The organism is Amycolatopsis jejuensis, assembly GCF_000717335.1.
GTDB lineage: Bacteria > Actinomycetota > Actinomycetes > Mycobacteriales > Pseudonocardiaceae > Amycolatopsis > Amycolatopsis jejuensis.
Map to the genome: position 1 here is coordinate 395476 of NZ_JNYZ01000011.1, position 22079 is coordinate 417554.

General features: G+C 70.5%; 22 protein-coding genes. 16 read left to right on the forward strand and 6 right to left on the reverse strand.

Annotation, left to right across the window (positions count from 1 at the left end; all coding sequences use genetic code 11):
• Positions 1-16 precede the first annotated feature (16 nt).
• From OO71_RS17040 to OO71_RS17055, 4 genes are all read left to right on the forward strand, one after another.
• Positions 17-1525: a molybdopterin-dependent oxidoreductase gene (locus tag OO71_RS17040; RefSeq protein ID WP_051791640.1), complete on the forward strand. Its 1509-nt coding sequence runs from the start codon at positions 17-19 to the stop codon at positions 1523-1525.
• Positions 1526-1594: 69 nt separating this feature from the next.
• Positions 1595-2245 carry a fasciclin domain-containing protein gene (locus tag OO71_RS17045; protein WP_033290717.1) on the forward strand — a complete coding sequence of 217 codons (651 nt, stop codon included), beginning with the start codon at positions 1595-1597 and terminating at the stop codon, positions 2243-2245.
• Between the two features lie 45 nt (positions 2246-2290).
• Positions 2291-3214 (forward strand): sigma-70 family RNA polymerase sigma factor, encoded by a 924-nt coding sequence (locus tag OO71_RS17050; RefSeq protein ID WP_084144997.1) that lies wholly within the window; start codon positions 2291-2293, stop codon positions 3212-3214.
• 64 nt (positions 3215-3278) lie between these two features.
• Positions 3279-3833 carry a dihydrofolate reductase family protein gene (locus OO71_RS17055; RefSeq protein ID WP_033290719.1) on the forward strand — a complete coding sequence of 185 codons (555 nt, stop codon included), beginning with the start codon at positions 3279-3281 and terminating at the stop codon, positions 3831-3833.
• A gap of 4 nt (positions 3834-3837) precedes the next feature.
• On the opposite strand, the gene OO71_RS17060 is transcribed toward OO71_RS17055, so the two are convergent.
• Genes OO71_RS17060 through OO71_RS17070 form a run of 3 tightly spaced genes read right to left on the reverse strand, consistent with a single transcriptional unit; the run spans position 3838 to position 6040 of the window.
• Positions 3838-5001, reverse strand: coding sequence for a cytochrome P450 (locus tag OO71_RS17060; protein WP_033290720.1), 1164 nt, complete (start codon positions 4999-5001; stop codon positions 3838-3840).
• Complete coding sequence (locus OO71_RS17065; protein WP_033290721.1) at positions 4998-5717, reverse strand: FAD-dependent oxidoreductase; 720 nt, start codon at positions 5715-5717, stop codon at positions 4998-5000. Before OO71_RS17065 ends, OO71_RS17060 begins: the two co-directional genes overlap by 4 nt.
• The gene (locus tag OO71_RS17070; RefSeq protein ID WP_033290722.1) at positions 5714-6040 is read right to left on the reverse strand and encodes a 2Fe-2S iron-sulfur cluster-binding protein; all 327 of its coding nucleotides are present in this window, start codon (positions 6038-6040) and stop codon (positions 5714-5716) included. The genes OO71_RS17065 and OO71_RS17070 overlap by 4 nt, the downstream gene beginning before the upstream one ends.
• A 111-nt stretch (positions 6041-6151) precedes the next feature.
• On the opposite strand from OO71_RS17070, the gene OO71_RS17075 reads away from it, so the two are divergent.
• The 3 genes from OO71_RS17075 (at position 6152) to OO71_RS47480 (ending at position 9071) form a co-directional block, all read left to right on the forward strand.
• A complete protein-coding gene (locus OO71_RS17075; protein ID WP_033290723.1) occupies positions 6152-7051 on the forward strand; it encodes a LysR family transcriptional regulator in 900 nt (299 codons plus the stop codon).
• 63 nt (positions 7052-7114) lie between these two features.
• Positions 7115-8401 (forward strand): cation:proton antiporter domain-containing protein, encoded by a 1287-nt coding sequence (locus tag OO71_RS17080; RefSeq protein ID WP_169776540.1) that lies wholly within the window; start codon positions 7115-7117, stop codon positions 8399-8401.
• Positions 8402-8495: 94 nt separating this feature from the next.
• Entirely contained in the window at positions 8496-9071 is a 576-nt protein-coding gene (locus OO71_RS47480; RefSeq protein ID WP_051791641.1) for a helix-turn-helix transcriptional regulator, read from the forward strand.
• A 16-nt stretch (positions 9072-9087) separates the two neighbouring features.
• On the opposite strand, the gene OO71_RS17090 is transcribed toward OO71_RS47480, so the two are convergent.
• Positions 9088-10194 carry a 3-dehydroquinate synthase II gene (locus OO71_RS17090; protein WP_033290724.1) on the reverse strand — a complete coding sequence of 369 codons (1107 nt, stop codon included), beginning with the start codon at positions 10192-10194 and terminating at the stop codon, positions 9088-9090.
• A gap of 12 nt (positions 10195-10206) precedes the next feature.
• Positions 10207-11010 carry a 2-amino-3,7-dideoxy-D-threo-hept-6-ulosonate synthase gene (locus tag OO71_RS17095; protein ID WP_033290862.1) on the reverse strand — a complete coding sequence of 268 codons (804 nt, stop codon included), beginning with the start codon at positions 11008-11010 and terminating at the stop codon, positions 10207-10209.
• A 206-nt stretch (positions 11011-11216) separates the two neighbouring features.
• Between OO71_RS17095 and OO71_RS17100 the strand changes: the two genes are divergently transcribed.
• The 8 genes from OO71_RS17100 to OO71_RS17135 are packed head-to-tail and all read left to right on the forward strand — an operon-like array spanning position 11217 to position 19941.
• Positions 11217-12293: a ketoacyl-ACP synthase III family protein gene (locus OO71_RS17100; RefSeq protein ID WP_245633689.1), complete on the forward strand. Its 1077-nt coding sequence runs from the start codon at positions 11217-11219 to the stop codon at positions 12291-12293.
• The gene (locus OO71_RS17105) at positions 12283-12525 is read left to right on the forward strand and encodes a phosphopantetheine-binding protein (protein WP_051791642.1); all 243 of its coding nucleotides are present in this window, start codon (positions 12283-12285) and stop codon (positions 12523-12525) included. Before OO71_RS17100 ends, OO71_RS17105 begins: the two co-directional genes overlap by 11 nt.
• Complete coding sequence (locus OO71_RS17110; RefSeq protein ID WP_033290725.1) at positions 12522-15536, forward strand: non-ribosomal peptide synthetase; 3015 nt, start codon at positions 12522-12524, stop codon at positions 15534-15536. The genes OO71_RS17105 and OO71_RS17110 overlap by 4 nt, the downstream gene beginning before the upstream one ends.
• Entirely contained in the window at positions 15533-16267 is a 735-nt protein-coding gene (locus OO71_RS17115) for a thioesterase II family protein (RefSeq protein ID WP_033290726.1), read from the forward strand. The genes OO71_RS17110 and OO71_RS17115 overlap by 4 nt, the downstream gene beginning before the upstream one ends.
• Positions 16260-17435, forward strand: coding sequence for a cytochrome P450 (locus OO71_RS17120; RefSeq protein ID WP_033290727.1), 1176 nt, complete (start codon positions 16260-16262; stop codon positions 17433-17435). The genes OO71_RS17115 and OO71_RS17120 overlap by 8 nt, the downstream gene beginning before the upstream one ends.
• Before the next feature lie 16 nt (positions 17436-17451).
• The gene (locus tag OO71_RS17125; protein ID WP_033290728.1) at positions 17452-19041 is read left to right on the forward strand and encodes a (2,3-dihydroxybenzoyl)adenylate synthase; all 1590 of its coding nucleotides are present in this window, start codon (positions 17452-17454) and stop codon (positions 19039-19041) included.
• Positions 19038-19256: a phosphopantetheine-binding protein gene (locus OO71_RS17130; RefSeq protein WP_033290729.1), complete on the forward strand. Its 219-nt coding sequence runs from the start codon at positions 19038-19040 to the stop codon at positions 19254-19256. Before OO71_RS17125 ends, OO71_RS17130 begins: the two co-directional genes overlap by 4 nt.
• Before the next feature lie 43 nt (positions 19257-19299).
• A complete protein-coding gene (locus OO71_RS17135) occupies positions 19300-19941 on the forward strand; it encodes a GNAT family N-acetyltransferase (protein ID WP_033290730.1) in 642 nt (213 codons plus the stop codon).
• 1 nt (position 19942) lies between these two features.
• Here OO71_RS17135 and OO71_RS17140 read toward each other — a convergent pair whose 3' ends face one another.
• Positions 19943-20839, reverse strand: a complete 897-nt coding sequence (locus tag OO71_RS17140) for a LysR substrate-binding domain-containing protein (protein ID WP_033290731.1) — start codon at positions 20837-20839, stop codon at positions 19943-19945.
• An 84-nt stretch (positions 20840-20923) separates the two neighbouring features.
• Here OO71_RS17140 and OO71_RS17145 point away from each other — a divergent pair, with 84 nt between their 5' ends.
• Positions 20924-22072 (forward strand): acyl-CoA dehydrogenase family protein, encoded by a 1149-nt coding sequence (locus OO71_RS17145; protein WP_033290732.1) that lies wholly within the window; start codon positions 20924-20926, stop codon positions 22070-22072.
• Positions 22073-22079 lie beyond the last annotated feature (7 nt).

A 22079-nucleotide genomic window follows, 5' to 3' on the forward strand; every position in this document is an offset into this window, starting at 1 on the left:
CCTCCGAATACCCGGCATGACCACCACGCGAAGGCCCGCAGCGGCGCTCTGCGGAGTGCTGGCCCTGCTCGCGGCGCTGGCCGCCGGGCAACTCGTCGCGGCGTTGATCAACGGCAACGCTTCGCCGTACCTCGCGGTCGGCAACAGCGCGATCGACCTCACCCCGCTGCCGGTGAAGGACTTCGCCGTCCGCACGTTCGGCACGTACGACAAGGCGGTCCTGCTCGGCGGCATGGCGGTGCTGCTGCTGCTCGTGGCCGCGGCGGCGGGCCTGCTGTCGCGGCGGTCGCCGTGGCCGGGGGTGGTGATCGTCGCCGGGTTCGGGCTGGTCGGCGGGGTGGCGGTGTACTCCCGGCCCGACCTGACGGTGGTCGCGCTGCTGGCCCCCCTGGCCAGTCTCGTCGCCGGGGTGGCGGTTTTCCTTCTGCTGCACCGGATTGCCCCGCGGAGCACGGATGCCTCCCGGCGCACGTTCCTCCTCGGCAGCGTCGGCGCGGTGGCCGGAGCCGGGGTGCTCGGCGGCGCGGGTCAGCTGCTCAGCGGGACCCGGGACGCGTCGGCTTCCCGGAACGCGATCGGCCCGCTCGTACCCGCGGTCGCCGCGCCCCCGATCCCGGCGGACGCGGATTTCGCCAAGCTCGGCACGCCACCGTTCCGGACGTCGAATGCGCAGTTCTACCGCGTGGACACGGCGCTTTCCGTCCCGCAGGTCCGCGCCGAGGACTGGAGCCTGCGTATCCACGGCATGGTCGAGCGGGAAATGCGCTACCGCTATCGCGACATCCGCGACCGGCCGCTCGTGGAACGCACGGTGACGATGACGTGCGTGTCCAATGAGGTCGGCGGTGATTATGTGTCCACTTCGGACTTCATCGGCGTCGACCTCGCCGACCTGCTGGCCGAAGCCGGCGTGCGGCCCGGCGCGGAGCAGCTGTTCTGTACGAGCGTGGACGGCTGGACGTCCGGCACCCCGGTCGCGGCGGCGCTCGATCGTTCACGCGGCGCAATGCTGGCCATCGGGATGAATCGCGAACCACTGCCGCTGGAACACGGTTTTCCCGCGCGGCTGGTCACGCCCGGGCTGTACGGGTACGTGTCGGCCACGAAATGGGTGGTCGACATCGAGGTCACCACCTGGAAAGCACGGCAGGCGTACTGGCTCCGCCGCGGATGGGGCGAACAGGCGCCGATCAAGACCCAGTCGCGAATCGATTCGCCACGCGGTTTCGCCACCGTTCCCGCCGGAGCCGTGCGGATTTCCGGCGTCGCGTGGGCGCAGCATCGCGGGATCGAGGCGGTGGAGATCAGGGTGGACAACGGCGCGTGGCAACCGGCGACGCTGTCCGCCGAGGTGAACGTGCACACGTGGCGGATGTGGTGGACGCAGATCGCCGTGAAACCCGGTACCCATCAGGTTTTCGTGCGTGCCACCGACAAAACCGGGTACGTGCAGACCGCGGCCCGCGCCGGAACGGTCCCGGACGGCGCCACCGGCTGGCATTCCACCACGTTCATCGCCACCTGAACGAGTGACCCATCCGGACCGCGACCGGCACCGAATCCCCCGTACACCCACGCAGAATGGAGAACTACCGTGAAGTCCCTTCGCCTCGCCGGAATCGGTGCTGTCGCCGCCATCGCGCTCACCGCCTGCAGCAGTGGTTCGAACGACAAAGCTCCGGCAGCCGCACCGTCGCCCTCGCCTTCGCCTTCGTCGTCGCCGATGCCCGCCGCGGATACCGGCGTCACCACCAACGACCAGGTCTTCGGCCCCGCCTGTTCGCAGCTCCCGCAGGGCAGCGCACCGGGTTCGCTCGACTCGATGGGCCCGCAGCCGGTCGCCAGCGCCGCGTCGACGAACCCGCTGCTCACCAAGCTGGTCGCGGCGGTCAAGGCGACCAACCTGGTCGACACGCTCAACAGCCAGCAGGCCATCACCGTCTTCGCCCCGGCCGACCCGGCCTTCAACGCCCTCGGCGACGCGAAATTCAAGGAACTGGCTGGCAACCCGGGTCAGCTCGCGCCGATCCTGCAGTACCACGTGGTCGGCAAGCGGTATGACGCCAAGGGTCTCGCGCAGGCCGGCACCCTGACGTCGCTCAACGCGTCCGGCGGCCCGCTGAAGATCGAAGGCTCCGGCGACAACCTGACCGTCAACGGCGCCAAGATCCTGTGCGGCAACATCCCGACCAAGAACGCGACCGTCTTCGTGATCGACAAGGTCCTCACTCCGGGCACGAACTGACCCCCGACGGGCCCGGCGCGAAAAGTGCCGGGCCCGTCCGCGCGGATGAGTCATGATGTGCGCATGGACTTCGAGCCGTACCGGGGTGAGCTGGCCGCCTACTGCTACCGCATGGTCGGCTCGTTCCACGAAGCCGAGGACCTCGTGCAGGAAACCATGCTGCGGGCCTGGAAAGCCCGCGATCGCTACGACCGCACGCGGGCCTCGGTGCGGACCTGGCTGTACCGGATCGCCACCAACACCTGCCTGACCGCGCTCGAAGGCCGGAAGCGGCGACCGCTGCCGTCCGGGCTCGGGGCGCCGAGCGACGATCCGGGCGCGCCGCTCGAACCGGCCTTCGACATCCCGTGGCTGCAACCATTTCCCGACTCCCGGCTCGAAACGGACACGCGCGCCGGGCTGCGGCTGGCCTGGGTCGCGGCCACGCAGACGCTCCCCGCGCGGCAACGGGCGGTCGTCGTGCTGCGGATGGTGCTGGAGTTCAGCGCGGCCGAGGTCGCGACGCAGCTGGACACCACCGTTCCGGCAGTGAACAGCGCGCTGCAACGGGCCCGCGTCACACTCGCCGACGTCGGTGAGATGGACGAGATCGCCGAGCCGGACGACCCCGAGGTGCAGGCGGTGATCGAACGGTACGTCCGGGCGTTCGAGGCCGCTGACGTCGAAGGTCTCGTCCGGCTGCTCACCGACGACGCCGTCCTGGAGATGCCCCCGGTCCCGCTCTGGTACCGCGGCCGCGACGACTACGGCCGGTTCATGCAGCGCGTGTTCGACCTGCGCGGCCGGAGCTGGTCGGTCCGGCCGCTCACCGCCAACGGACAGCCCGCCTTCGCCGCCTACACGCCCGACCACCGGCTGCACACGCTGCAGGTCTTCACCGTCACCGGCGGGCGGATCGCGCACAACGTCGTGTTCGCCGATCCGCGGGTGTTCGAGGCGTTCGGGCTGCCGCCGGAAATTTCTTCGTGAGCACCGATGAGTCCGGGCGGGGCCGCCGGTAAGTACCGGTGAGCAACGACCGAAAGGACCCCTCATGAGCGTCATCGTGATCGAATTCGTCACCCTCGACGGCATCGTCTCCGACCCCGACGGCTCGACAGGCACCCCCGGCGGCGGCTGGGCGTTCCGGCACGGCCCGGCCACCGTCGCGGGCGACAAGTTCCAGCTCGGCAGCACCCTCGACCACGGCGTCCTCCTGCTCGGACGCGCCACCTGGCAGCTGTTCTCCCGGCTCTGGCCACACCGCGACGACCCGTTCTCGACCCGGATGAACGCCGTCCCCAAGCTGGTCGCGAGCACCTCGCTCACCGACCTGAGCGCGTGGCAGAACTCGTCCCTCCTCGACGGCGACCTGGTCGAGGCGGTCGAACGGGAACAACGCGACATCGTGATCGCGGGCAGCGTGCGTCTCGTACACGCCTTGCAGGCCAAGGACTTGATCGACGAGTACCGGCTGCTGACCTTCCCGACCGTCCTGGGCACCGGCGAGCGGCTCTTCCCCGCCGGAACCACGCCGACACACCTGGAATGCGTCGCGACGGAACCGGCCGGGGCCGCGATCCTCTCCCGGTACACGCGCGGGGCTTGAGCGCTCAGTCCCAGGTCACCGGCATAGCGGTCAGACCACGGAACACCCAGCCGTCCCACCGGACCGCCCGGCGCGGGTCGGTGCGGAGCCCCGGCAAACGGTCGTACAGCAGCGGCACCGCGACCTCGCCGACGGAAATCCGCGCCGCCCAGTGGCCCGCGCACAGGTGGACGCCGCTGCCGAAGGCCAGGTGGGCGCGTTTCGGACGGGCGACGTCGAACTCGTGCGGACGCTCGAACACCGCCGGATCGCGGTTGGCCGCCCCGATCGCCACCCCCAGCGCGGCCCCGGCCGGGAGGTCCACGCCCTGGAGCACCGTGTCCCTGGTCGTCTCGCGGGGGTACATCCCGATCGGCGACAGCCAGCGGACGGTCTCGTCGAAAGCGGCGCTCCATCCGGCCGGGTCGGCTTGGTCCGGATGCGCGCTCAACGCCCACACCAGGTTGGTGATCATGTGCTGCGGTTCGTTCATCCCGCCGGAAATCGTGAGCTTCACATTCGCCCGGACGGCGGCATCGGACAGCTCGCTGTTCGCCAGCGCGGACGTCATCGAGCCGTCGGGATGCGCCCGGTAGTGCGGAATGAGGTCGTCGAGCAGCTCGTCGACCTCTCGCTGGGCGGCATCACTGCGGGCCCAGAGTTCGGGGTCGTCAGCGAGGTTGCCGATACCCGCGATGAACGCGTGCGACCACCGGCGGATGTCCTCGTGCGGCACGTCGCGCAGGCCGAGCAGGTCGGCGAGGTTCTGCGCGGCCAGCGGGGCGGCGTAGTCGCGATTGAGGTCGGCCTCTGCCGGACCGCGCTCGACCAGCGCGGCGAGAAAGGTCTCGGCATTGCGCCGGAACACCGGGACCCACGTCTCCCGGACACCTTTCGGCCGCAGGACCGGGTTGATCGGACCACGTTCGGCCGCGTGCTCGGGGTCGTCCTTGCGGAGCATCGGCGGCGCCCCGAACGCCCGCGTCATGGTGGCTCCGCTGACGTTCGCCGAGTACGTCTCCTGGTCGGTCTCGATGGCCCGGCAGGCCTCGAAAGTCGTTGCGAGGTAACGATTCAGCGGCGGAACCCAGACCACCGGGCCGAGCTCGCGCAGCCGATCGTAGGTGTCGTACGGGTCACGCAGCATCGCGGCGGGGTCCACCCAGTCCGCGGTGGGGGCAACGCTCATCGGGCACTCCTTTGCGACGATGAAAGGTCGGCATGATCCAACGCCCGGCGCGCCGCAAGATGATCGGCCAGGCGGTTGAGCGACTTGCCCGCGACCAGGCGGCCGTCGCGGTAACACTGCACGGGAACGTCCACCGCGGCTCCGTCGTCCGGCCGCGCGAGACCGGCGACGTGTTTGCCGTGCGCGGTCGCATTCTGCACCGACTCCAGCCAGGCCCGACCGACCCCGGCCGGAAAGGCAGCACAGTCACCGATGGCGTAACCCACGGGATCCGCCGCCCGAAGGGGCTCGTCGACGAGGATTCCGTCGTCAACTGCCAACCCCGCCGCCCACGCCAGGTCGCCCCGCGGCCGGACCTCGACCCCGATCAGCACCGGGTCGGCGAGAGTGACGCGCCTGCGGTAACCCTTGCTGCGCAACAAGTCCGCGACCTGCACCCCGCCGTGCCCGGCACCGTCCACGGCAACCGACCGGGCAGCGACCAGCTTCGGCCGCAGCTTCCGGGCATCGGCGAGGGTCCGGAGCTCGTGCACACCAGCCAGGTCGATCCCGGGGACCACCAGGCGGCGGGTGACCGCACCGGTCGCCAGAACCAGCTGCGTGTACGGCAATTCCTCGTCACTGTCCAGCACCACCACCTGCTGCCTGCGGTAACCCTTGCTGCGCAACAAGTCCGCAACCCGACCAGCCCCGACGACCACCACCGAGCCGGTCATTCCAGGCCCGCCGGAACGTCGACCTCGAGCTCCTCCAGCGCGCCGCCCAGCGGGAGCTGGCAGCCGAGCCGGCTGCGCCGCGGATCGCGCGGGGCGACCGTGAAGTCGAGCATCGCGTCCTCGTCCTCGCTCAGTCCAGGCAGCGCGTCGAGGTACGGCTCCCGGACGTAGACGTGGCAGGTGGCGCACATCGCCTGTCCGCCGCATTCGCCGATGATGCCGGGCACGCCGATGCGGACCGCGGCCCGCATCACGCTCGTTCCCGGCTCCGCGGCCACGGTTTCGGCCGGAGCTCCGTCGCGGTGGAAGGTCACTTTCGGCACTGTCCGGACACCTCCTCGGGTCGTTCCGTCCAGCGTCGGCCACCGGCGGACTGCTGAAAAGCAGTAGTTTCGCAGGATCAATCCGAGGAAAACTTGCTTTAGGCTGAGCCGATGAGCGGGTTCACCCTCCGGCAGCTCGAGTACTTCGTCACGGTCGCCGACCGCGGGACGCTGGCCGCGGCCGGCGCGCACCACCACATCTCGCAGTCGGCGGTGTCGCTGGCCGTCACGGAGCTGGAGCGCGCGCTCGGCGTCCAGCTCCTGATGCGCCGCAAGGCCCGCGGAATCGAACTCACCCACGCCGCACGGCAGGTGCTGCCGGAAATCCGGAGCCTGCTCGCGCACGCGGGTGAGGTGCGCTCGTCCGCGCGCAGCCACGGGCAGTCGGTGAGCGGCGACCTCGTGGTCGGCTGTTTTCCCACGCTCACCCCGTTTCTGCTCCCCGAGATCCTGCGGCACTTCCCGGCGGACCATCCCGGCGTCACCGTGCAGCTGCTGGAGGGCACGATGGCCGAGATGCAGGCCCGGCTGCGCGACGGCACCTGCGAGGTCGCGCTGATCTACCGCCTCGGGATCGCCACCGACATCACCACGCATCTGCTGTACCCGGTCCGCCCGTACGTCCTGCTGGCGGCGGACCACCGGCTCGCCGGGCCCGGGCCGATCTCGCTGGCCGAGCTGCGCGGCGAGCCCATGGTGATGCTCGACATGCCGCCGAGCGCCGACCTGTTCCGCGAGGTCCTCGCCGCCGGCGGCGTCGACCCCGACGTGCGGTTCACCACCACGCACTTCGAATCCGTGCGCTCCCTCGTCGCGAGCGGCGCCGGGTATTCGCTGCTCCTGCAACGCCCCGCGCAGACCTCGACGTACGCCGGGCCGCCGCTGGTGTACCGCGAGATCATCGAGGAGGTCCGCACGGTCGACGTCGTCCTCGCGCACGCGCGCGACGCCCGGCTCACCCGCCGGGCGCACGCTTTCGCGGACTTCTGCCGGGGGAAGTTCGGCACCTGAAACCCGGGTTGCCGTACATTGTGGATCACCAGCGAACGAGCAGCCGTGGAGCCGGACTAGACCATGTTGATCCCTGCCCTGATCGTGCTGCCTGCCGCCATCCTGATCCGCGCGCTCGCCGCACGGCAGCTGGACCGCTGGAACATCGCCGCACCCGTGCTGATGGTGCTGTGCGGGGTCGCGACCGCGTTGTTCGTGAGACCGGACAGCCTGCTGCGGGTCTTCAACACCGAGATCGCCCAGCACGTCGCCGAGATCATCCTCGCGATGCTGCTCTTCGTCGACGCCACCGAGGTCCGCGGCGGACGGCTGTGGGGGCATGCGCCGGGAATCGTCGGGCGGGTGCTGCTGATCGCGCTCCCGGTGAGCCTGGCGGCGGCGATGCTGCTCGGCACGGTGATGTACCCGAACCTGTCGTGGCCGCTGCTCCTGGTGATCGCGTGCGTGGTGATCCCGAGCGACTTCGCGGCCGCCGAACGCGTGGTGCGGGACCGGCGGCTGCCCGCGCAGGTGCGCAGCGTGCTGAACGTCGAAAGCGGGTTCAACGACGGCCTGGTCTCCCCGATCTTCCTGTTCGCCCTCATCCTCGCCCGCAGCGACAACACCGCGGACACCGCGGAAAAGGCCATCGCGACCGCGTTGCCGTTCGCCATCAAGGCGATCATCGGGGGCGCGGTGGTCGGATCGGTGATCGCGATCCTGCTGTTCCTGGCCGTCCGGGCGGGATGGACGTCCGACCAGGGGCGCCGGATCACCGTGCTGACCACGCCGCTTTTGACCTACGGCGCCACGGTCGCGATCGGCGGCAACGGGTTCGTCGCGTCGTTCGTGTGCGGGATCGCGTTCCGGTACGTGTACCGCGGGTTCGCCGCCCGGGACCTGCGCAAGCCGGTGAGCCGTGCCCGCGAGCACTTCTCCCGGCCGTCGTCGGACCTGCAGCTGCTCGAGGAGGTCACCGGCATCCTCACGATGGCGATGTGGTTCGTCGTCGGGGCCGCCGCGGTGGTCGTGGCGTCGTTCGGGGTGCGGTGGCAGCCGATCGTGTTCTGCCTCGCCGCGCTCACCGTGCTGCGGATCGTCCCGGTAATGCTGTCGCTGGCCGGCACCCGGATGTCCTATCGGGACAGATTCCTCGTCGGCACCCTCGGCCCGCGCGGCACCACGTCGATCGTCTTCGGGCTGCTGGCGATCAACGGCCTGTCCGAAACCGCCGAGGACACCGTCCTCACGCTCACCGTCGCGTGCGTGCTGGGCAGCGTGCTGCTGCACGGGCTCGGGGCCACCCCGCTGATCAACGGCCTGATGTCCGGGCGGTCGAGGGCACGGGAACTCACCACAGCCCGGAAGTGACCTGCGCAAGCCGGGAATGCCACTTCGGGCAGATCGGCAACCCCCTCGTTCCACAGCCGCCGCACACCCGAGGCTCTGCCGATACGTTGGCGGCATGGACTCGAGCGACGCTACCCGGAGCCTGGCCACGAGCCGGGCCGAGAGTTCTTCCGCACGCCGGCTGCCGGTCCTCAGCGCCCGGGCCCGGCTGCTGGTCGATGCGGCCGCCGCCTTCGACCGCCCGTTCACCCTCTACGAAGCCGCCGATCTCCTCCGGCTGCACGCCGTCCTGCTGCTGGTTCCCGCGGAAGAGGTGCTCGAAGCCGGCCTCTTCGCCACCGCAGGGAAAAACCTGGTCCTCCGGGACACCAGCCGCCACGAGCTGCTCTCCGCGCTGCCGGAGCCGCTCCGGCACGTCCTCGAAACCGAAGCCCGTTCATGTCTCGGCCGTGACTCCGCCGCGGCACCGGCCGCAGAGGTGTCCTGGCAACCGCTGACCCAGGCGGAAGCCCGGGTCGCCCAATACGTGGCCAAGTCCAAGAAGAACCGGGAGATCGCCCGTTCCCTCAGCGTTTCGCTGCACACCGTCGAGAGCCATCTGCGGAACATCTTCAGTAAGCTGGGGGTCCCCAACCGGGTGGCGCTCGCCTGCTGGGTCAGGGAACGCCAGTCCACCGTGGCCGGGAGCTGAACGCCGGGGCAGGCCGCTATTTCTCGATGCAGAACTCGTCGATCGCGTACCCCACGTGCCGGTCCGCGGACGGCAGGTAGCCGAGCACTTTGTCCCCTGGCACCAGCTCGGTGCTGTTCAGCACCGCACCGCCGGGCCCGAGCACCCGGACGTGCCAGTCGTCCTGGAGGATCAGGTTCACCGTGCGACCGTCCGCGGCGACCGCGTCCACCGAGATGAGCGGGCGGGTCTCGATCTTCACCCGGCCGACGGTGACGGCCCGGGTCGCCCCCTTCACGTCGACGGCAAGCACTTTGGACCCGGTCCGCAGCTCGGATAGGTAACTGGTCCGATCGCTCTCCCCGGAGATCGTGTACGACATGATCGCGCCCGCGTTGACCCGGAACGGCCGGGTCGGCATGTACGGCAGCGGATGCGTCTCCGAGACGCACAGGATCATGCCCTTCGAATGCGACCCGACGAGAATCCCTTCGTCCTCGCGGAAGTGCGAGCAGGTGTCCACGCACGCCCGCTCCCCCATGCCGACGTGCGCGGTCGCGGTGATCTCGAGCTCGGTCAGGTCGAGGTGCCCGACCCGCGACTGCGCGGCGGCCATCAGCGCGGTGACGTCGCCGACTTTCCCGGGGGCCAGCATCACTCCGTCGGAACCGCGCTCCAGCACCCCGAACGTCACCGCCGCTTCCGCCACGTTCTGCGCGGCCGTGATGATCCGGCCCTCCGCGGTCGCCGCCGCGGCGAGCACGATCTCCAGCGGGATCGTCGTCGGATCGCGGAACACGAGCACCGACCACTGCTCGGTGCGGGCGGTCTCGTTGGCCAGCTCCAAGCTGTCGGCGTCCACGATCTCGACCGACCGGCCCAGCTCGGCGCCCGGATAGTCGGCGAGCACCGCCGCCGGGTCGGCGCCCGCCGGCACGATCACGACATCGGGGCTCGGCAGGTCCTCGCCGGCGGGCGCGGGGGCGCCGTCGGTCAGGAGCACCTTCCGGACCGTCGGCGGCAGGTCTTTCAGATCACGGGGATCGGCCGCGACAACACCGTCCACGCGCTGGTGCACGGCCTCCTCGACAATGGCGTTCCGCTGCTGTGCGAGACCACGGACGTCGATCCAGGCAAGCTTCATGTGAGCTACTCCCTAGCGATTTCGGGCCGGACCGGACACCGCCGGTGCCGGTGAATGGACGAGCGCGGACACTTTCCGGGCCACGGCACCGGGATCGGCGGACTGGAAGACAGTGCGGCCCAGCGCGGTCCCGGCCGCGCCGCCGTCGAGGGCATCCCGGATCATGGTCAGCGCCTTGTCCTCATTCCCCGCCGCAGGCCCGCCCGCGACGATCAGCGGAATCGGGACCGCCCTGGTCACGTCCGCCATTTCCGGGGTCGTGCCGGGGTACGGGGTCTTGACGATGTCGGCGCCCAGATCGACGGCGATGGTGGCGGCGTGCATCACCAGCTCGGGGGCGCGGGGATCGGCGATCTTGGGGCCCCGCGGGTACATCATCGCGAGCAGCGGGACGTTCCACCGGTCGCACGCCGCCCCGACCGCGCCGAGGTCGGCGATCTGACGGCGTTCGTCGGCCGAGCCGAGGTTGACGTGCACGCTGACCGCGTCCGCGCCCAGCCGGACGGCCTCCTCCACCCCGGTGACGAGGTATTTGGCATCGGGGTCGGGAGCGTGCATCGTCGACGCGGACAGATGCACGATCAGCGACAGGCCGGTGAAGCGCTCGGGCCGGATGTACCGCAGCGGACCTTTGTGGAGGATCACGGCATCGACGCCGGTTCCGGCGAGCGACTCGATCAGCGGGTCGAGACTGCCGCGCCGGATCAGCGGGCCATCGGAAATCGAATGGTCGAGTGGGACGAAGAACAACCGTTGCGGATGCCGCCGGTGGAGCCGGCGAACGCGAACGGCACGGGCGAAATGGTCGATGGGCACGCGGCGCACTGCCTTTCTCTGGTGCACTGCCTTTCCCCTGCGGTGAAGCGACGTCCGAAGTCTCGCTCAATCCGCCCGGTCCCGGCATCGCCGATTCCCGGGAAAACTTCCGCCCCGCGACCCCGGCAAGATCACGGTTTCCAGTGATGTCCCCCCGGGGCGGTGCCGGGCACGATGGCCCCTGACCGGCTTTCCGGCTCGCCATCGTGGGAAAGGATCTGCTCGACGTGAAGATCGGGACGCTCTACCTCGCCGGTGTTGGTACGTCTCTTCCCACCCGATGCACCCTCGATCAAGCAGTGGCGGACGGCCTGATCGGCGCGGCCGATGCCGCGGCATCCGGGATCGCCAGCGTTCCCGTCGCCGGGACCACGCCCGCGCCGGATCTCGCGATCGCCGCCGCGCACGTCGCGCTCCGGCGGTCCGGGCACGTCCCCGCCGACTTCGCTGCACTGATCCACTCCAGCGTGCAGTTCCAGGGTCCGGACGGCTGGTCCGCCCAGCATTACGTGCTGCGCAACACTCTCGACCGCCCGATCAGCGCGCTGGAGGTGAAAAACGGCTGCGTCGGCACGCTGACCGCGCTGGAGACCGCCGCGCACCGGCTCATCGCCGATCCGTCGTCCGACGCCGTGCTCCTCACGTCCGGGGACAATTTCGGAAACCCGCTCGTGGACCGCTGGAATGCCACCCGGGTATTCCTGCTCGGTGACGCCGGTTCCGCATTCGTCCTTTCCCGCCGGTCCGGATTCGCCCGGCTGCTGTCCCTTTCCTTCGTGTCGAACCCGGCCATGGAAGCACTCAACCGCGGCGGGGAGGAATTGTTCCCGCCCGGCCCGACGGTGGGCCGCACGCTGAATCTCGACGAGCGGAGCGCCTGGTGGCGGGAGGCCTGGAAACGCGGGATCACCCCGCCGGTGGACCATCTGGGGGAGATCATCGCCGCTGCCGCGAAAACCGCGCTCGACGAAGCCGGCACCGCGATCGGGGACGTGCGGAGAATCGTCCATCTCGGCTTTTCCCGGTCGGCGCTGCAGGACTGTTTCCTCGATCCGCTCGGGATCACCGACGAGCAGGGGACCTGGGAGTTCACCCGGACCACCGGGCATCTCGGGCCGTCCGACCCGGCGGCGGGGATCGAGCACCTGTGGCTCACCGGGCAGGCCGGGCCCGGGGACCGGCTGCTGGTGGTGTCTGCCGGGCCCGGTTCGGAAGCAGGCGCCGCGGTCCTCGAAATCCTTGCCTCGCCGGAGGAGTCCGAAGGAGCCGACGATGCAGCTTGAGCAGCTCCGCGAAGAGATCGCGGCCACCATCGGCATCAGCGCGGCTGAAATCACCGAGGACGCCAACCTCGTCGACCTCGGCCTCGACTCGCTCGGCGCCATGCGCCTCGCCACCGCGTGGAATCGCAGGGGCATTCCGCTGAAGTTCGGTGATCTGATCGCGGCACCGACCCTCAGCGGGTGGAAGGCGGTACTCGACGCGGCGGCACCGGCACCGGAAGCGGCTTCGTGACCGGCCGCATCGCCGCCTCATCGGCCCAGCGCCGGATGTGGCTGCAGTCCGAGCTCGCCGACCGCGACACCGCGAACAAGACCATCGGCTGGACGCTCGACGGGAACCTCGACCTCGTCGCCCTGCGCGACGCCCTCCAGGTCGTGGTCGACCGGCACGAAGCCCTGCGCACCGGCTTCACCGCGGTCGACGGCGAGCCGTTCCAGGTAGTCGAGGAGACGCCGCTCGCGGCGCTGCGGCCGGTCGACGCCGATCCGGAAACCATGCGGATGCTGGTTTCGGTGGCGACCGCGCGGCCGTTCGACCTCCGCTCCCCGGAAATGCTGCGGGTCGGGCTGTACCGGCTCGCGCCGGATTCGCATGTGCTCACGCTGACCATCCCGCACATCAACGTCGACGATTGGTCCTACGATCTGCTGGAGCGGGAACTCGAAACGGCGTACTCCAGTTTTGTCGCCGGCACGAAACCCGAATTGCCGGACCTGCTGCTGCAATACCGGGAATACGCCCGCCGGGAACACGAGGAATCCGGATCGGAGCGCATGCGGGCGAGTTGTGCCTATTGGCAGGAGACGCTGCGCGGGGCGCCCCCGATGAGCCCGCTGCCCACCGATCTGCCGCGCCAGGGCACCCCGACGTACCGCCCGGCGCAGCTTCGGGTGCCGATCGACGCCGGCCTTGCCCGGTCGGTCCGATCGCTGGCCGCGCAATTGCACACCACTCCGTTTCCGGTGTACCTCGCCGCCTACAGCCTGGCGCTGGCCCGGTGGAGCCGCGAGGACGACCTCGTCGTCGGGATGCCGATCGCCAACCGGCTCACCCGCGCGGTCGAGCCGCTGATCGGCTTCTTCGCCAACACCCTGCCGGTGCGGACCCGCATCGACGAGCGAGAGTCGTTCGCCGAACTCGTCCGGCAGGTCGGCACCCGGGTCGGCGAGGCATTCGAGCACCAGCAGGTGCCGTTCGACCGCATTCTCGAACTGGCCCGGCCGGAGCGGTCCGCCGCCGCGGCACCGCTGGTGCAGGTGGCCCTCACCGCCAACCGCGGCCGCACCCGGACACTGAACCTGCCCGGGATCCGCGCCACCGAGTACCCGGTGCCCGATTCGACGATCAGGTTCGAGCTGGTGACCTTACTGCTGCCGGTCCCGGGTGGCGGCATGGAATTCCTGGCCGACTACGCCGCGGATCTCTTCCTCCCGGACACCATCGGCAGGCTTTTCGAGAGCGTGCGCACGATTCTGGAGACCGCGGTCGAGCAGCCCGCGGCCGCGCTGTCCGGGTTCGCCCTGGTTTCGGACGCGGAACGCGCTCAGCTGCTGGAAAATCAGGGGACCCCCCGCCGCGTCCGGACGGGCTCGGCGCTCGACCGGATCCTCGAACGAGCAGCCGCCCTGCCGGACGCCATCGCGGTCGACACCCCGGTCGGGACCCGCACCTTCGGTGCCCTCATCGTCCAGGCGCGCCGGATCGCCGCCGCACTGCACGCGGCCGGTGCCCGCGCCGGGGACACGGTCGCCGTCCACCTCGACCGCACCCCGGACGCGGTCGCGGCGCTGCTCGCGACCTGGCTCGCCGGCGCGGCCTTCGTGCCCCTCGACCCGGCGCATCCGGCTGCCCGGCGCCAGGATGTCATCACCGACGCCGGTGCCCGGATCGTCGTCGGCGGAGACGGCCTGAGCGGGGTGACGACCGTCGATCCCGGTGGCCCGCTGCCCGAGCCGGTGACGGAGCACCCGCCTGCCGAGCTCGCGTACGTCGTCTACACCTCAGGGTCCACCGGCAAGCCCAAAGGCGTCGAGACCACCCACGACGGCCTCGTCAATCTGGTCGACGCCTGCGCCGGGCTGCTCGATCCGCCCGGCCGGACCGTCCTGAACCTCATGGCACCGTCGTTCGACGGCTGGCTGCTGGCGGCCCTGCCGGCACTGGCCCACGGATGCACCCTCGTCCTGCGCGACAGCCTGCGCGTGGCGGCGGGCGAACTCGACGCCGAACCCTCCGTGGTGTTCTGCACGCCGACGCTGCTGTCCACGGCCGGCGACGTCCTCGACGAGGTGCAGACGATCGTCGCCGGCGGCGAGGTGTGTCCCGCTGCCCTCTCCGCACAGTGGACGATGCGCGCCCGGTTCGTGAACGCCTACGGGCCGAGCGAAGCGTCCATCTGCACGACCTGGGCCGACAGCGCCCGGGGCGACGACGTCTCGGCGATCGGCAGGCCGATCGCGAATGCCCGCGTCTACGTGCTGGACGAGCACCGCCGGCTGGTGCCGCCCGGGTTCCCCGGAGAGCTGTACATCGGCGGGCCCGGCGTCGCACGGGGCTACCGCGGTGATCCCGGCCTCACCCGGGACCGGTTCGTCCCCGACCCGTACGCACCCGGCCGGATGTACCGCACCGGCGATCTCGTCCGCCGACGGCCCGATGGCGCCCTGGAGTACCTCGGCAGGCTGGACGGGCAGGTGAAGATCCGCGGTTTCCGGATCGAACCGGCCGAGCTGACGCGCGCGGCACTGCAGGTGCCCGGAATCCGGGCTGCGGCCGCCTACGTGCGAGCGGACGGCGGATCACTGGGTCTCGCCGTGGTCGCCGGGATCGGCGACGCAAAGGCCCGCGCGGACCTGCGGTCCGCGCTCGGCACCGCGCTTCCGGACTATCTCCGCCCGGCCGAGGTGCAAGTGCTCGAGGCACTCCCGCTGAATCCGGCAGGCAAGGTCGATCTCGCCGTGATTGCCGCGGCCTCGGGGCGACCGGGTGCGGAATCGCTGTCCGGCCGGCCTCCGGAAGGTCCGACCGAGGAACGGATCGCGAGCGTCTGGCGCGAGGTTCTCGGGCGCCCGGTCGATGACGCCGAGCAGAGCTTTTTCGAAGCAGGCGGGCATTCCCTGCTCGTGGCGAGGATCGTCACCCGGCTGCGGACCGAGTGGCAGGTCGAGCTCGACGTGACGGACCTCTTCGATCACCCGACGATTGCCCGGCTCGCTGCCCTCGTCGACGGGAAACCGCGGTGAACGGGCTCGTGGAGTTCGGGCCCCGCAGTGCCCGGTACCTTGTGGTCGGCCTCGCCGAAGCCGGCGGCGGGCCGGGGCAGTTCCGCGCTTTCCAGGCCGCGCTGGGACCACAGTTCGCCGTCCTCGGCGTCGAGCTGCCGGGCCGGCGCGGCCGGTGGCGCGAACCGTCGCCGACGACGGTCGAGGAGGCAACGCAGGACGCTCTTTCCTCGGTGGCGCCGCAACTCGACCGGCCGTTCATCATCGCCGGGCAGAGCCTGGGCGCGATACTGGGCTTCGAGCTGACCCGGGCGCTGGGCTTCGGCAAAGCACTGTGGCCGGAGCTGCTCGTCGCGTGTTCGGCGCCGGCCCCGCACCAGGTGAACGGGGCATGGGTGGACTCGCTCGTGAGCGAAGCCGACATCGACGCTGCGGCCCGGACCGCAGCGGAAATGCCGGACATCGACCTGGACACCGCGCTGCAGGTGTTCGCTCCGCTGCGCGCGGACATCCGGCTGTGCGCCGCCTATCACCACGCCGGAGCACCGGCATTGCAGTGCCCGATCCTGGCGCTGGCCGGCGCGCAGGACGACACCGCACCGATTCCGGATCTCGCTGCATGGGCACCGCACACGAGCGCCGGGTGCGCCACCCGGATCGTGCGTGGTGGCCACCGCGTCTTCGCCACCTCACCGGCGGAGGTGGCGGCCGCCATCGGGGAACTGCTCGGGGCGGGAGATCGCAATGGCTGAGCCGGCCGCACTCGATCTGACCGACCGCACGGTGTTCACCGAAGGAGACCCCAACGCGCTCTACGCCGAACTGCGCCGCCGCGGACCGGTGTGGCGCAACGATTCTGCCGAGGGCAAGCCGTTCTGGGCGATCGTGCGGTACCGCGAGCTGCTCGAGGCCTACGCCGACACCGCCACCTTCAGCTCGGTGAACGGCGTCCGGCTCGGCACCGACCCGAGCGCAGCCCGGGGAATGGGCAACCGGATGCTGATCGTGTCCGATCCCCCGCACCACGGCCCACGGCGCAAGCTGGTCAGCCGGACGCTCACCCCGGAAACGGTGCGGACCCTCGTCGGCAGGCTGCGCACCCGCGTGGCTGCCCGGCTGGACCACCTGCTGGAGGTCCGGGAGTTCGACTTCGCGCGCGAGCTGGCCCGGGAGGTTCCCGAATCGGTGATCGGCGAGCTGCTCGGGATTCCCGAGACGGCACGAACCGGGCTGGCCACCGCCACCACCGAGGGTTTCGAATCCCCGGACGACCGGGTACGCCGGTCGGCAAACGCGCGCGTCTTCCTTCATTTCGAGGACCAGGTCTCCGGCTACCGGCGGGACGGCGCGGCCGACGACGCCGTCGGAGCGATGACGGCCACGACCGCCGACGACACCGACGTGGTCCTCAATGCGGTCGGATTGCTGTTCGGTGGCAACGAAACCACCCGGCACGCACTGTCCGCCGGGCTCCTCGCGTTCATCGAGCACCCCGATCAGTACGACCTCCTGCGCTCCTCGGAGTCCATTGTGGACAGCGCGGTCGAGGAGGTGCTGCGGTGGACCACCCCCGCGGTCTACGTGCTGCGTGAAGTCCTGCGGCCGGTCACGCTGGGCGGCGTCGGCTTCCGGCCGGGCGACCAGGTCGCGCTCTGGAACGCCGCGGGCAACCAGGACGAGGACGCCTTCGCCCGCCCGGAGGTCTTCGACGTCACCCGCACCCCCAACCGGCATCTGGCCCTCGGCCACGGCAGGCACGTGTGCATCGGTTCCCGGCTGGCCAAGCTGGAAATCGGGGTCGTGCTCACGGCCTTGCGCGCCCGGGTACGCGCGGTCGAGCTCACCGGGGCGCCGGTGTGGAACGGCTCGAACTTCACCCGCGGACTGCTGTCCCTGCCGATCCGGCTCATCTCCGCCTGACCCCCGAAAGGTGACCATGTCTGCCTCCGTTGAGCTCGCCGCGGCCTACCGCAAGGCCGGGCACTGGTCGGACGAGCCCTTCGGGGCACTGCTGCGGCGCCGGGCCGGCGAACATCCGGACCGGATCGCCGTCGTCACCCCCGGAGAACGGCTCAGTTACCGGGACTTCGACGCCCGCGTCGACCGGTTCGCCGCGGGCCTGCGGTCGGCAGGGCTGAGCGCCGGTGACTTCCTGGTGGCGCAACTGCCGAACGGCACCGACTTCATGGTGACGATGTTCGCGTGCTTCCGGGCCGGAATCCGGATCGTGTTCACCCTGACCGCGCACCGCTACGACGAAGTCGCGATGGTCGTCGAACGCACCGGCGCGAAAGCGTATGTGGTCCCGGAGGTGATCGCGGGATTCGACCACCGGCAACTTGCGGAACGGATCACCGCAGAGTTCCCGAGTGTGGAGAACGTTTTCGTGGCAGGCGATCCCGGCCCCTTCGCTCCCCTGCCGTCCGCCGAACCGGACCACGCCGACCCGCACGTGGACGCCGCCGACATCGCGCTTCTCCTGCTTTCCAGCGGAACGACCGCGGTACCCAAGCTCGTCGCCCGGACCCACAACGACTTCTCTTACGTCGCCCGGAAAACGGCGGAAGCCAGCGGGCTCACCGGCCATGGGGTGTTCCTGGCCGCGCTGCCCGCCGGGCACTCGTTCACCCTCGGCGCTCCCGGGGTGATCGGCACCGTGGCCGCCGGGGGAACTGTGGTGCTGCAGCCCGATCCGGGCCCGCAGGACAGTTTCGACCTGATTGCACGGGAACGGGTCACCACGACCGCCCTGACCCCGAGCCTGGCCAAGGCATGGCTCGCCGCCCGGGAATGGAACACCGCGGACCTGTCGTCGCTCGAGGTGCTCCAGTGCGGGGGCAGCGGGGTCGACCGGCGCCTGGTCGGCGACCTGCTGGCCGCGTTCGGCTGCCACGTCCAGCAGAACTACGGGATGTCCGAGGGCCTCGTCACGCTGGTACCGGCCGGGGACGCCGAGGAGAACGTGCTCGAAACGCAGGGCCTGCTGCTGTCGGCCGCCGACGAGGTCCGGCTGGCCGGAGCCGGCGGGGAACAGGTTGCGCCGGGCGAGGTCGGCGAACTCCTTGCCCGCGGACCCGGCGTGGTGCACAGCTACTTCCGGGCACCCGAGCACGACGAGCGATCGTTCACCCCCGACGGCTTCTACCGCACCGGTGACCTGGTGCGCTTCACCGAGAGCGGGCACCTCGTCGTGGCCGGGCGGGTGAAGGACCTCGTCAACCGCGGCGGCGAAAAGGTCGCGGCCCGGGAGGTCGAGCAGCATCTCGGGGAACACCCGGTCGTCCATCAGGTGGCAGTGGTCCCGGCACCGCACGACGCGCTCGGCGAGTGCACGTGCGCTTACGTGGTGGCCCGCGGGGGAAGGCCGACGCTACGGGAGCTGCGCGCGTTCATGCGGGCCCGCGGAGTGGCAGCGTACAAGTTGCCGGACATCCTGGAACTGCGGGACGAACTGCCGCTCACCGCGGTCGGCAAGATCGACAAGAAGGTGCTGGCGGCCGAGGCGGCGGAGAGGACGGTCGCGTGACCCTCGCCGAACTGCGCGCCCTCCTGGCCGGGCATCTGCCCGTCCCGATCGGCGAGGTAGCCGACGACACCAACCTCATCGAAGCAGGCATGGAATCACTCGTACTCATGAGATTCCTCAACGAACTGGCCGAACTCGGGGTGCTCGCCCGCTACGGCGAGCTGGTCGCTTCCCCCACCCTGGCCGGATGGCACGAGCTGCTCTCGGGGCGCTGATATTCGCGTGCAGGCGGGGACGCGGCTCCCTAGGGTTGCGCGCATGTCGTCCTATCCCCCGCTGAACGTGGCGGTACACACCCCGCGGCTGTCGTTGCTGGGAGCGACCGACGAACTCCTGGAGCGGCTCGTCCCGGTGGTCCGCGAAGGGGTGGTCACCGAGGCGCCGTGGCCGTTCGACGATCCGATGTCGCTGTACGAGGACAATCCGCAGCGGGAATGGCGCTGGCTGCGTGGCGTGTGGGCGGGCCGCGCGAAGGTGAGCGAAACGTTTTGGCGGCTGTATTTCGTGGTGGTCGCCGACGGTTCGCCGGTCGGGATGCAGGACCTGATCGGGAACGAGTTCGCGGCCTTCGGCAAGGTCGACAGCTTCTCGTGGCTGGCGCCCGCCGCGCGCGGCCGGGGCCTCGGCAAGGAAATGCGGCAGGCGGTACTGCATCTGGCGTTCGAAGGACTCGGCGCGCGGCTGGCGGCGAGCGACGCTTTCGCCGACAACCACGCGTCGAACCACGTCTCCGAGTCGCTGGGTTACCGGCCCAACGGCGTCGATTGGGCAACCCACCGCGGGTCGCCCGCAGAACTTCGCCGATGGCTCCTCACCCGCGAGGACTGGACCACCCGCCGCCGCCGCGACATCACGCTGAGCGGGGTCGCGGAATGCCTGCCGGTGCTGGGGATCGGCTGAGTCACGTCACGGTGGGAAGGGCTTCCGTCGACAGCTCCAGCACCCGCTCCAGCGCCGGGTCGGCGTCCTCGTCGCGCCACAGCAGGTACACGTACATCGCCGGGAGCGGATCGGCCAGCTGCACCACGCGCATTCCGTCGAGGGTGAGCTGTTCGAGGGCCGAATCCGTGGTCAGGTGCAGCCCGACACCGGCCGCGACGAGCGCCACGCACGTCCACGTGTCCGGCGCCGTCTGCACGATCTCCGGCGAGAACCCGGCGGCATGACACGACGCGACGAACATCGCCCGTACCGCCGATCCGAACGCCTCGGGCAGCGTGACGAACGGGGCTTCCCGCAATTCCGCCAGTGACACCGACTCCGCGTTCGCCGCCGGATGGTCCGAGGGTGCGACAAGCACGACCCGCTCCCGTCCCACCGCCCGGCTGCGGACGCCCAGCGGCGGGTGTTCGAACCGGGCGATCGCCAGGTCCGTGGTGTGCTCCAGCAATTCCCGCACGGCAATCGGGCCGTACCGGCCGGGCCGCACCGCGAGCTCGATCCGCCGGTGCCGCTCGCGCACCGCCCGCGCGAGCCGCGCCACCATCGTCTGCGACGACGGGCCCGCGAAACTCAGCCGCACGCGTCCGCTGTCGCCCCGCTGCGCCGCCTCGACCTCGGCGCGCGCCCGCGCGGCCATCCGCAGCATCGCGGTGGCCGGTTCCAGCAACGCCTGCCCGGCCGGGGTCAGCTCGACCCGCCTCGTGGTGCGCTCGAACAGCGGCGCCCCGAGGTCGGTCTCCAACGCGCGCACGGTGCGGCTCAGGTACGGCTGCGCCAGATGTAACCGCTCGGCCGCGCGGCCGAAGTGCAGCTCGTCGGCGACCGCGCAGAACACTTCCAGCTGGCCAAGATCCACCCGCGGATTATATCAACAGGTGCAACAATCGGGGAGCATTTGGTATTGGACAGGAATGAGAGCCGCACGGCAGGATCGGACCTCATGAGCAGCCAGGTCAGCACCGAGGATTTCGCCGACATCCTCGCCCAGGTCCACCGGTTCATCCGGGACGCCGTGGTGCCGCGGGAAAACGAAATCATGGCGGCGGACCGGATCCCCGACGATCTGCGCACCGCGGCCGCGGACATGGGCTTGTTCGGCTACGCCATCCCGCAGGAGTGGGGCGGCCTCGGCCTCGACCTGACCCAGGACGTCGAGCTCGCGATGGAGTTCGGCTACACCTCGCTCGCGCTGCGGTCGATGTTCGGCACCAACAACGGCATCGCCGGACAGGTACTGGTCGGCTTCGGCACCGACGAGCAGAAGAAGCAGTGGCTTGAACGCATCGCCGCCGGGTCCGTGGTCGCTTCCTTCGCGCTCACCGAGCCCGGCGCCGGGTCCAACCCCGCCGGGCTGCGCACGTCGGCCACCCGGGACGGCTCCGACTGGGTCATCGACGGGCAGAAACGATTCATCACCAACGCACCCCTGGCGGACCTGTTCATCACCTTCGCCCGCACCGATGCCGGAATCGCCGTCTTCCTGGTACCTGCCGACACGCCGGGCGTGTCCGTCGGGCCGAAGGACGCGAAAATGGGTCAGGAAGGCGCGTGGACCGCCGACGTGATCTTCGACCGCGTCCGCGTTCCGTCCGGCGCGCTGGTCGGCGGGTCCGAAGAAGTCGGCTACCGCGCCGCGATGACCTCACTGGCCCGCGGCCGGGTGCACATCGCCGCGCTCGCGGTCGGGACCGCGCAGCGGGCGCTGGACGAGTCCGTCGCGTACGCCGCCGCCAACACCCAGGGCGGCGTCCCGATCGGCGAACACCAGCTGGTGCAAGCAATGCTGGCCGACCAGTACACCGGTGTCGCTGCGGGCCGCGCGCTCGTTCGCGAGGCCGCAGCCGCCTACGTGAGCGGCGCCGATCGCCGGGTCACCCCGTCGGCGGCGAAGCTGTTCTGCACCGAAATGGCCGGGCGGGTGGCCGACCTGGCGGTGCAGGTCCACGGCGGCACCGGCTACATGCGCGAGGTCCCGGTGGAACGGATCTACCGCGAGGTCCGGCTGCTGCGGCTGTACGAGGGCACCAGCGAAATCCAGCGGCTCATCATCGGCGGGTCGCTCTACCGCGCCGAGCGCAAGAAATCCTGAAAGGACC

What these genes read in the sequence shown, in the direction of transcription:
- OO71_RS17060 (WP_033290720.1), bottom strand. Translation starts at nt 5,001, where the DNA reads ATGAGCGTTGCCCCCACCGCGGACTGGGTGGACCCCGCCGCGATGCTG.
- OO71_RS17040 (WP_051791640.1), top strand. Translation starts at nt 17, where the DNA reads ATGACCACCACGCGAAGGCCCGCAGCGGCGCTCTGCGGAGTGCTGGCC.
- OO71_RS17090 (WP_033290724.1), bottom strand. Translation starts at nt 10,194, where the DNA reads ATGAAGCTTGCCTGGATCGACGTCCGTGGTCTCGCACAGCAGCGGAAC.
- OO71_RS17125 (WP_033290728.1), top strand. Translation starts at nt 17,452, where the DNA reads ATGTCTGCCTCCGTTGAGCTCGCCGCGGCCTACCGCAAGGCCGGGCAC.
- OO71_RS17080 (WP_169776540.1), top strand. Translation starts at nt 7,115, where the DNA reads ATGTTGATCCCTGCCCTGATCGTGCTGCCTGCCGCCATCCTGATCCGC.
- OO71_RS47480 (WP_051791641.1), top strand. Translation starts at nt 8,496, where the DNA reads ATGGACTCGAGCGACGCTACCCGGAGCCTGGCCACGAGCCGGGCCGAG.
- OO71_RS17105 (WP_051791642.1), top strand. Translation starts at nt 12,283, where the DNA reads ATGCAGCTTGAGCAGCTCCGCGAAGAGATCGCGGCCACCATCGGCATC.
- OO71_RS17065 (WP_033290721.1), bottom strand. Translation starts at nt 5,717, where the DNA reads ATGACCGGCTCGGTGGTGGTCGTCGGGGCTGGTCGGGTTGCGGACTTG.
- OO71_RS17120 (WP_033290727.1), top strand. Translation starts at nt 16,260, where the DNA reads ATGGCTGAGCCGGCCGCACTCGATCTGACCGACCGCACGGTGTTCACC.
- OO71_RS17135 (WP_033290730.1), top strand. Translation starts at nt 19,300, where the DNA reads ATGTCGTCCTATCCCCCGCTGAACGTGGCGGTACACACCCCGCGGCTG.
- OO71_RS17050 (WP_084144997.1), top strand. Translation starts at nt 2,291, where the DNA reads ATGAGTCATGATGTGCGCATGGACTTCGAGCCGTACCGGGGTGAGCTG.
- OO71_RS17075 (WP_033290723.1), top strand. Translation starts at nt 6,152, where the DNA reads ATGAGCGGGTTCACCCTCCGGCAGCTCGAGTACTTCGTCACGGTCGCC.
- OO71_RS17145 (WP_033290732.1), top strand. Translation starts at nt 20,924, where the DNA reads ATGAGCAGCCAGGTCAGCACCGAGGATTTCGCCGACATCCTCGCCCAG.
- OO71_RS17055 (WP_033290719.1), top strand. Translation starts at nt 3,279, where the DNA reads ATGAGCGTCATCGTGATCGAATTCGTCACCCTCGACGGCATCGTCTCC.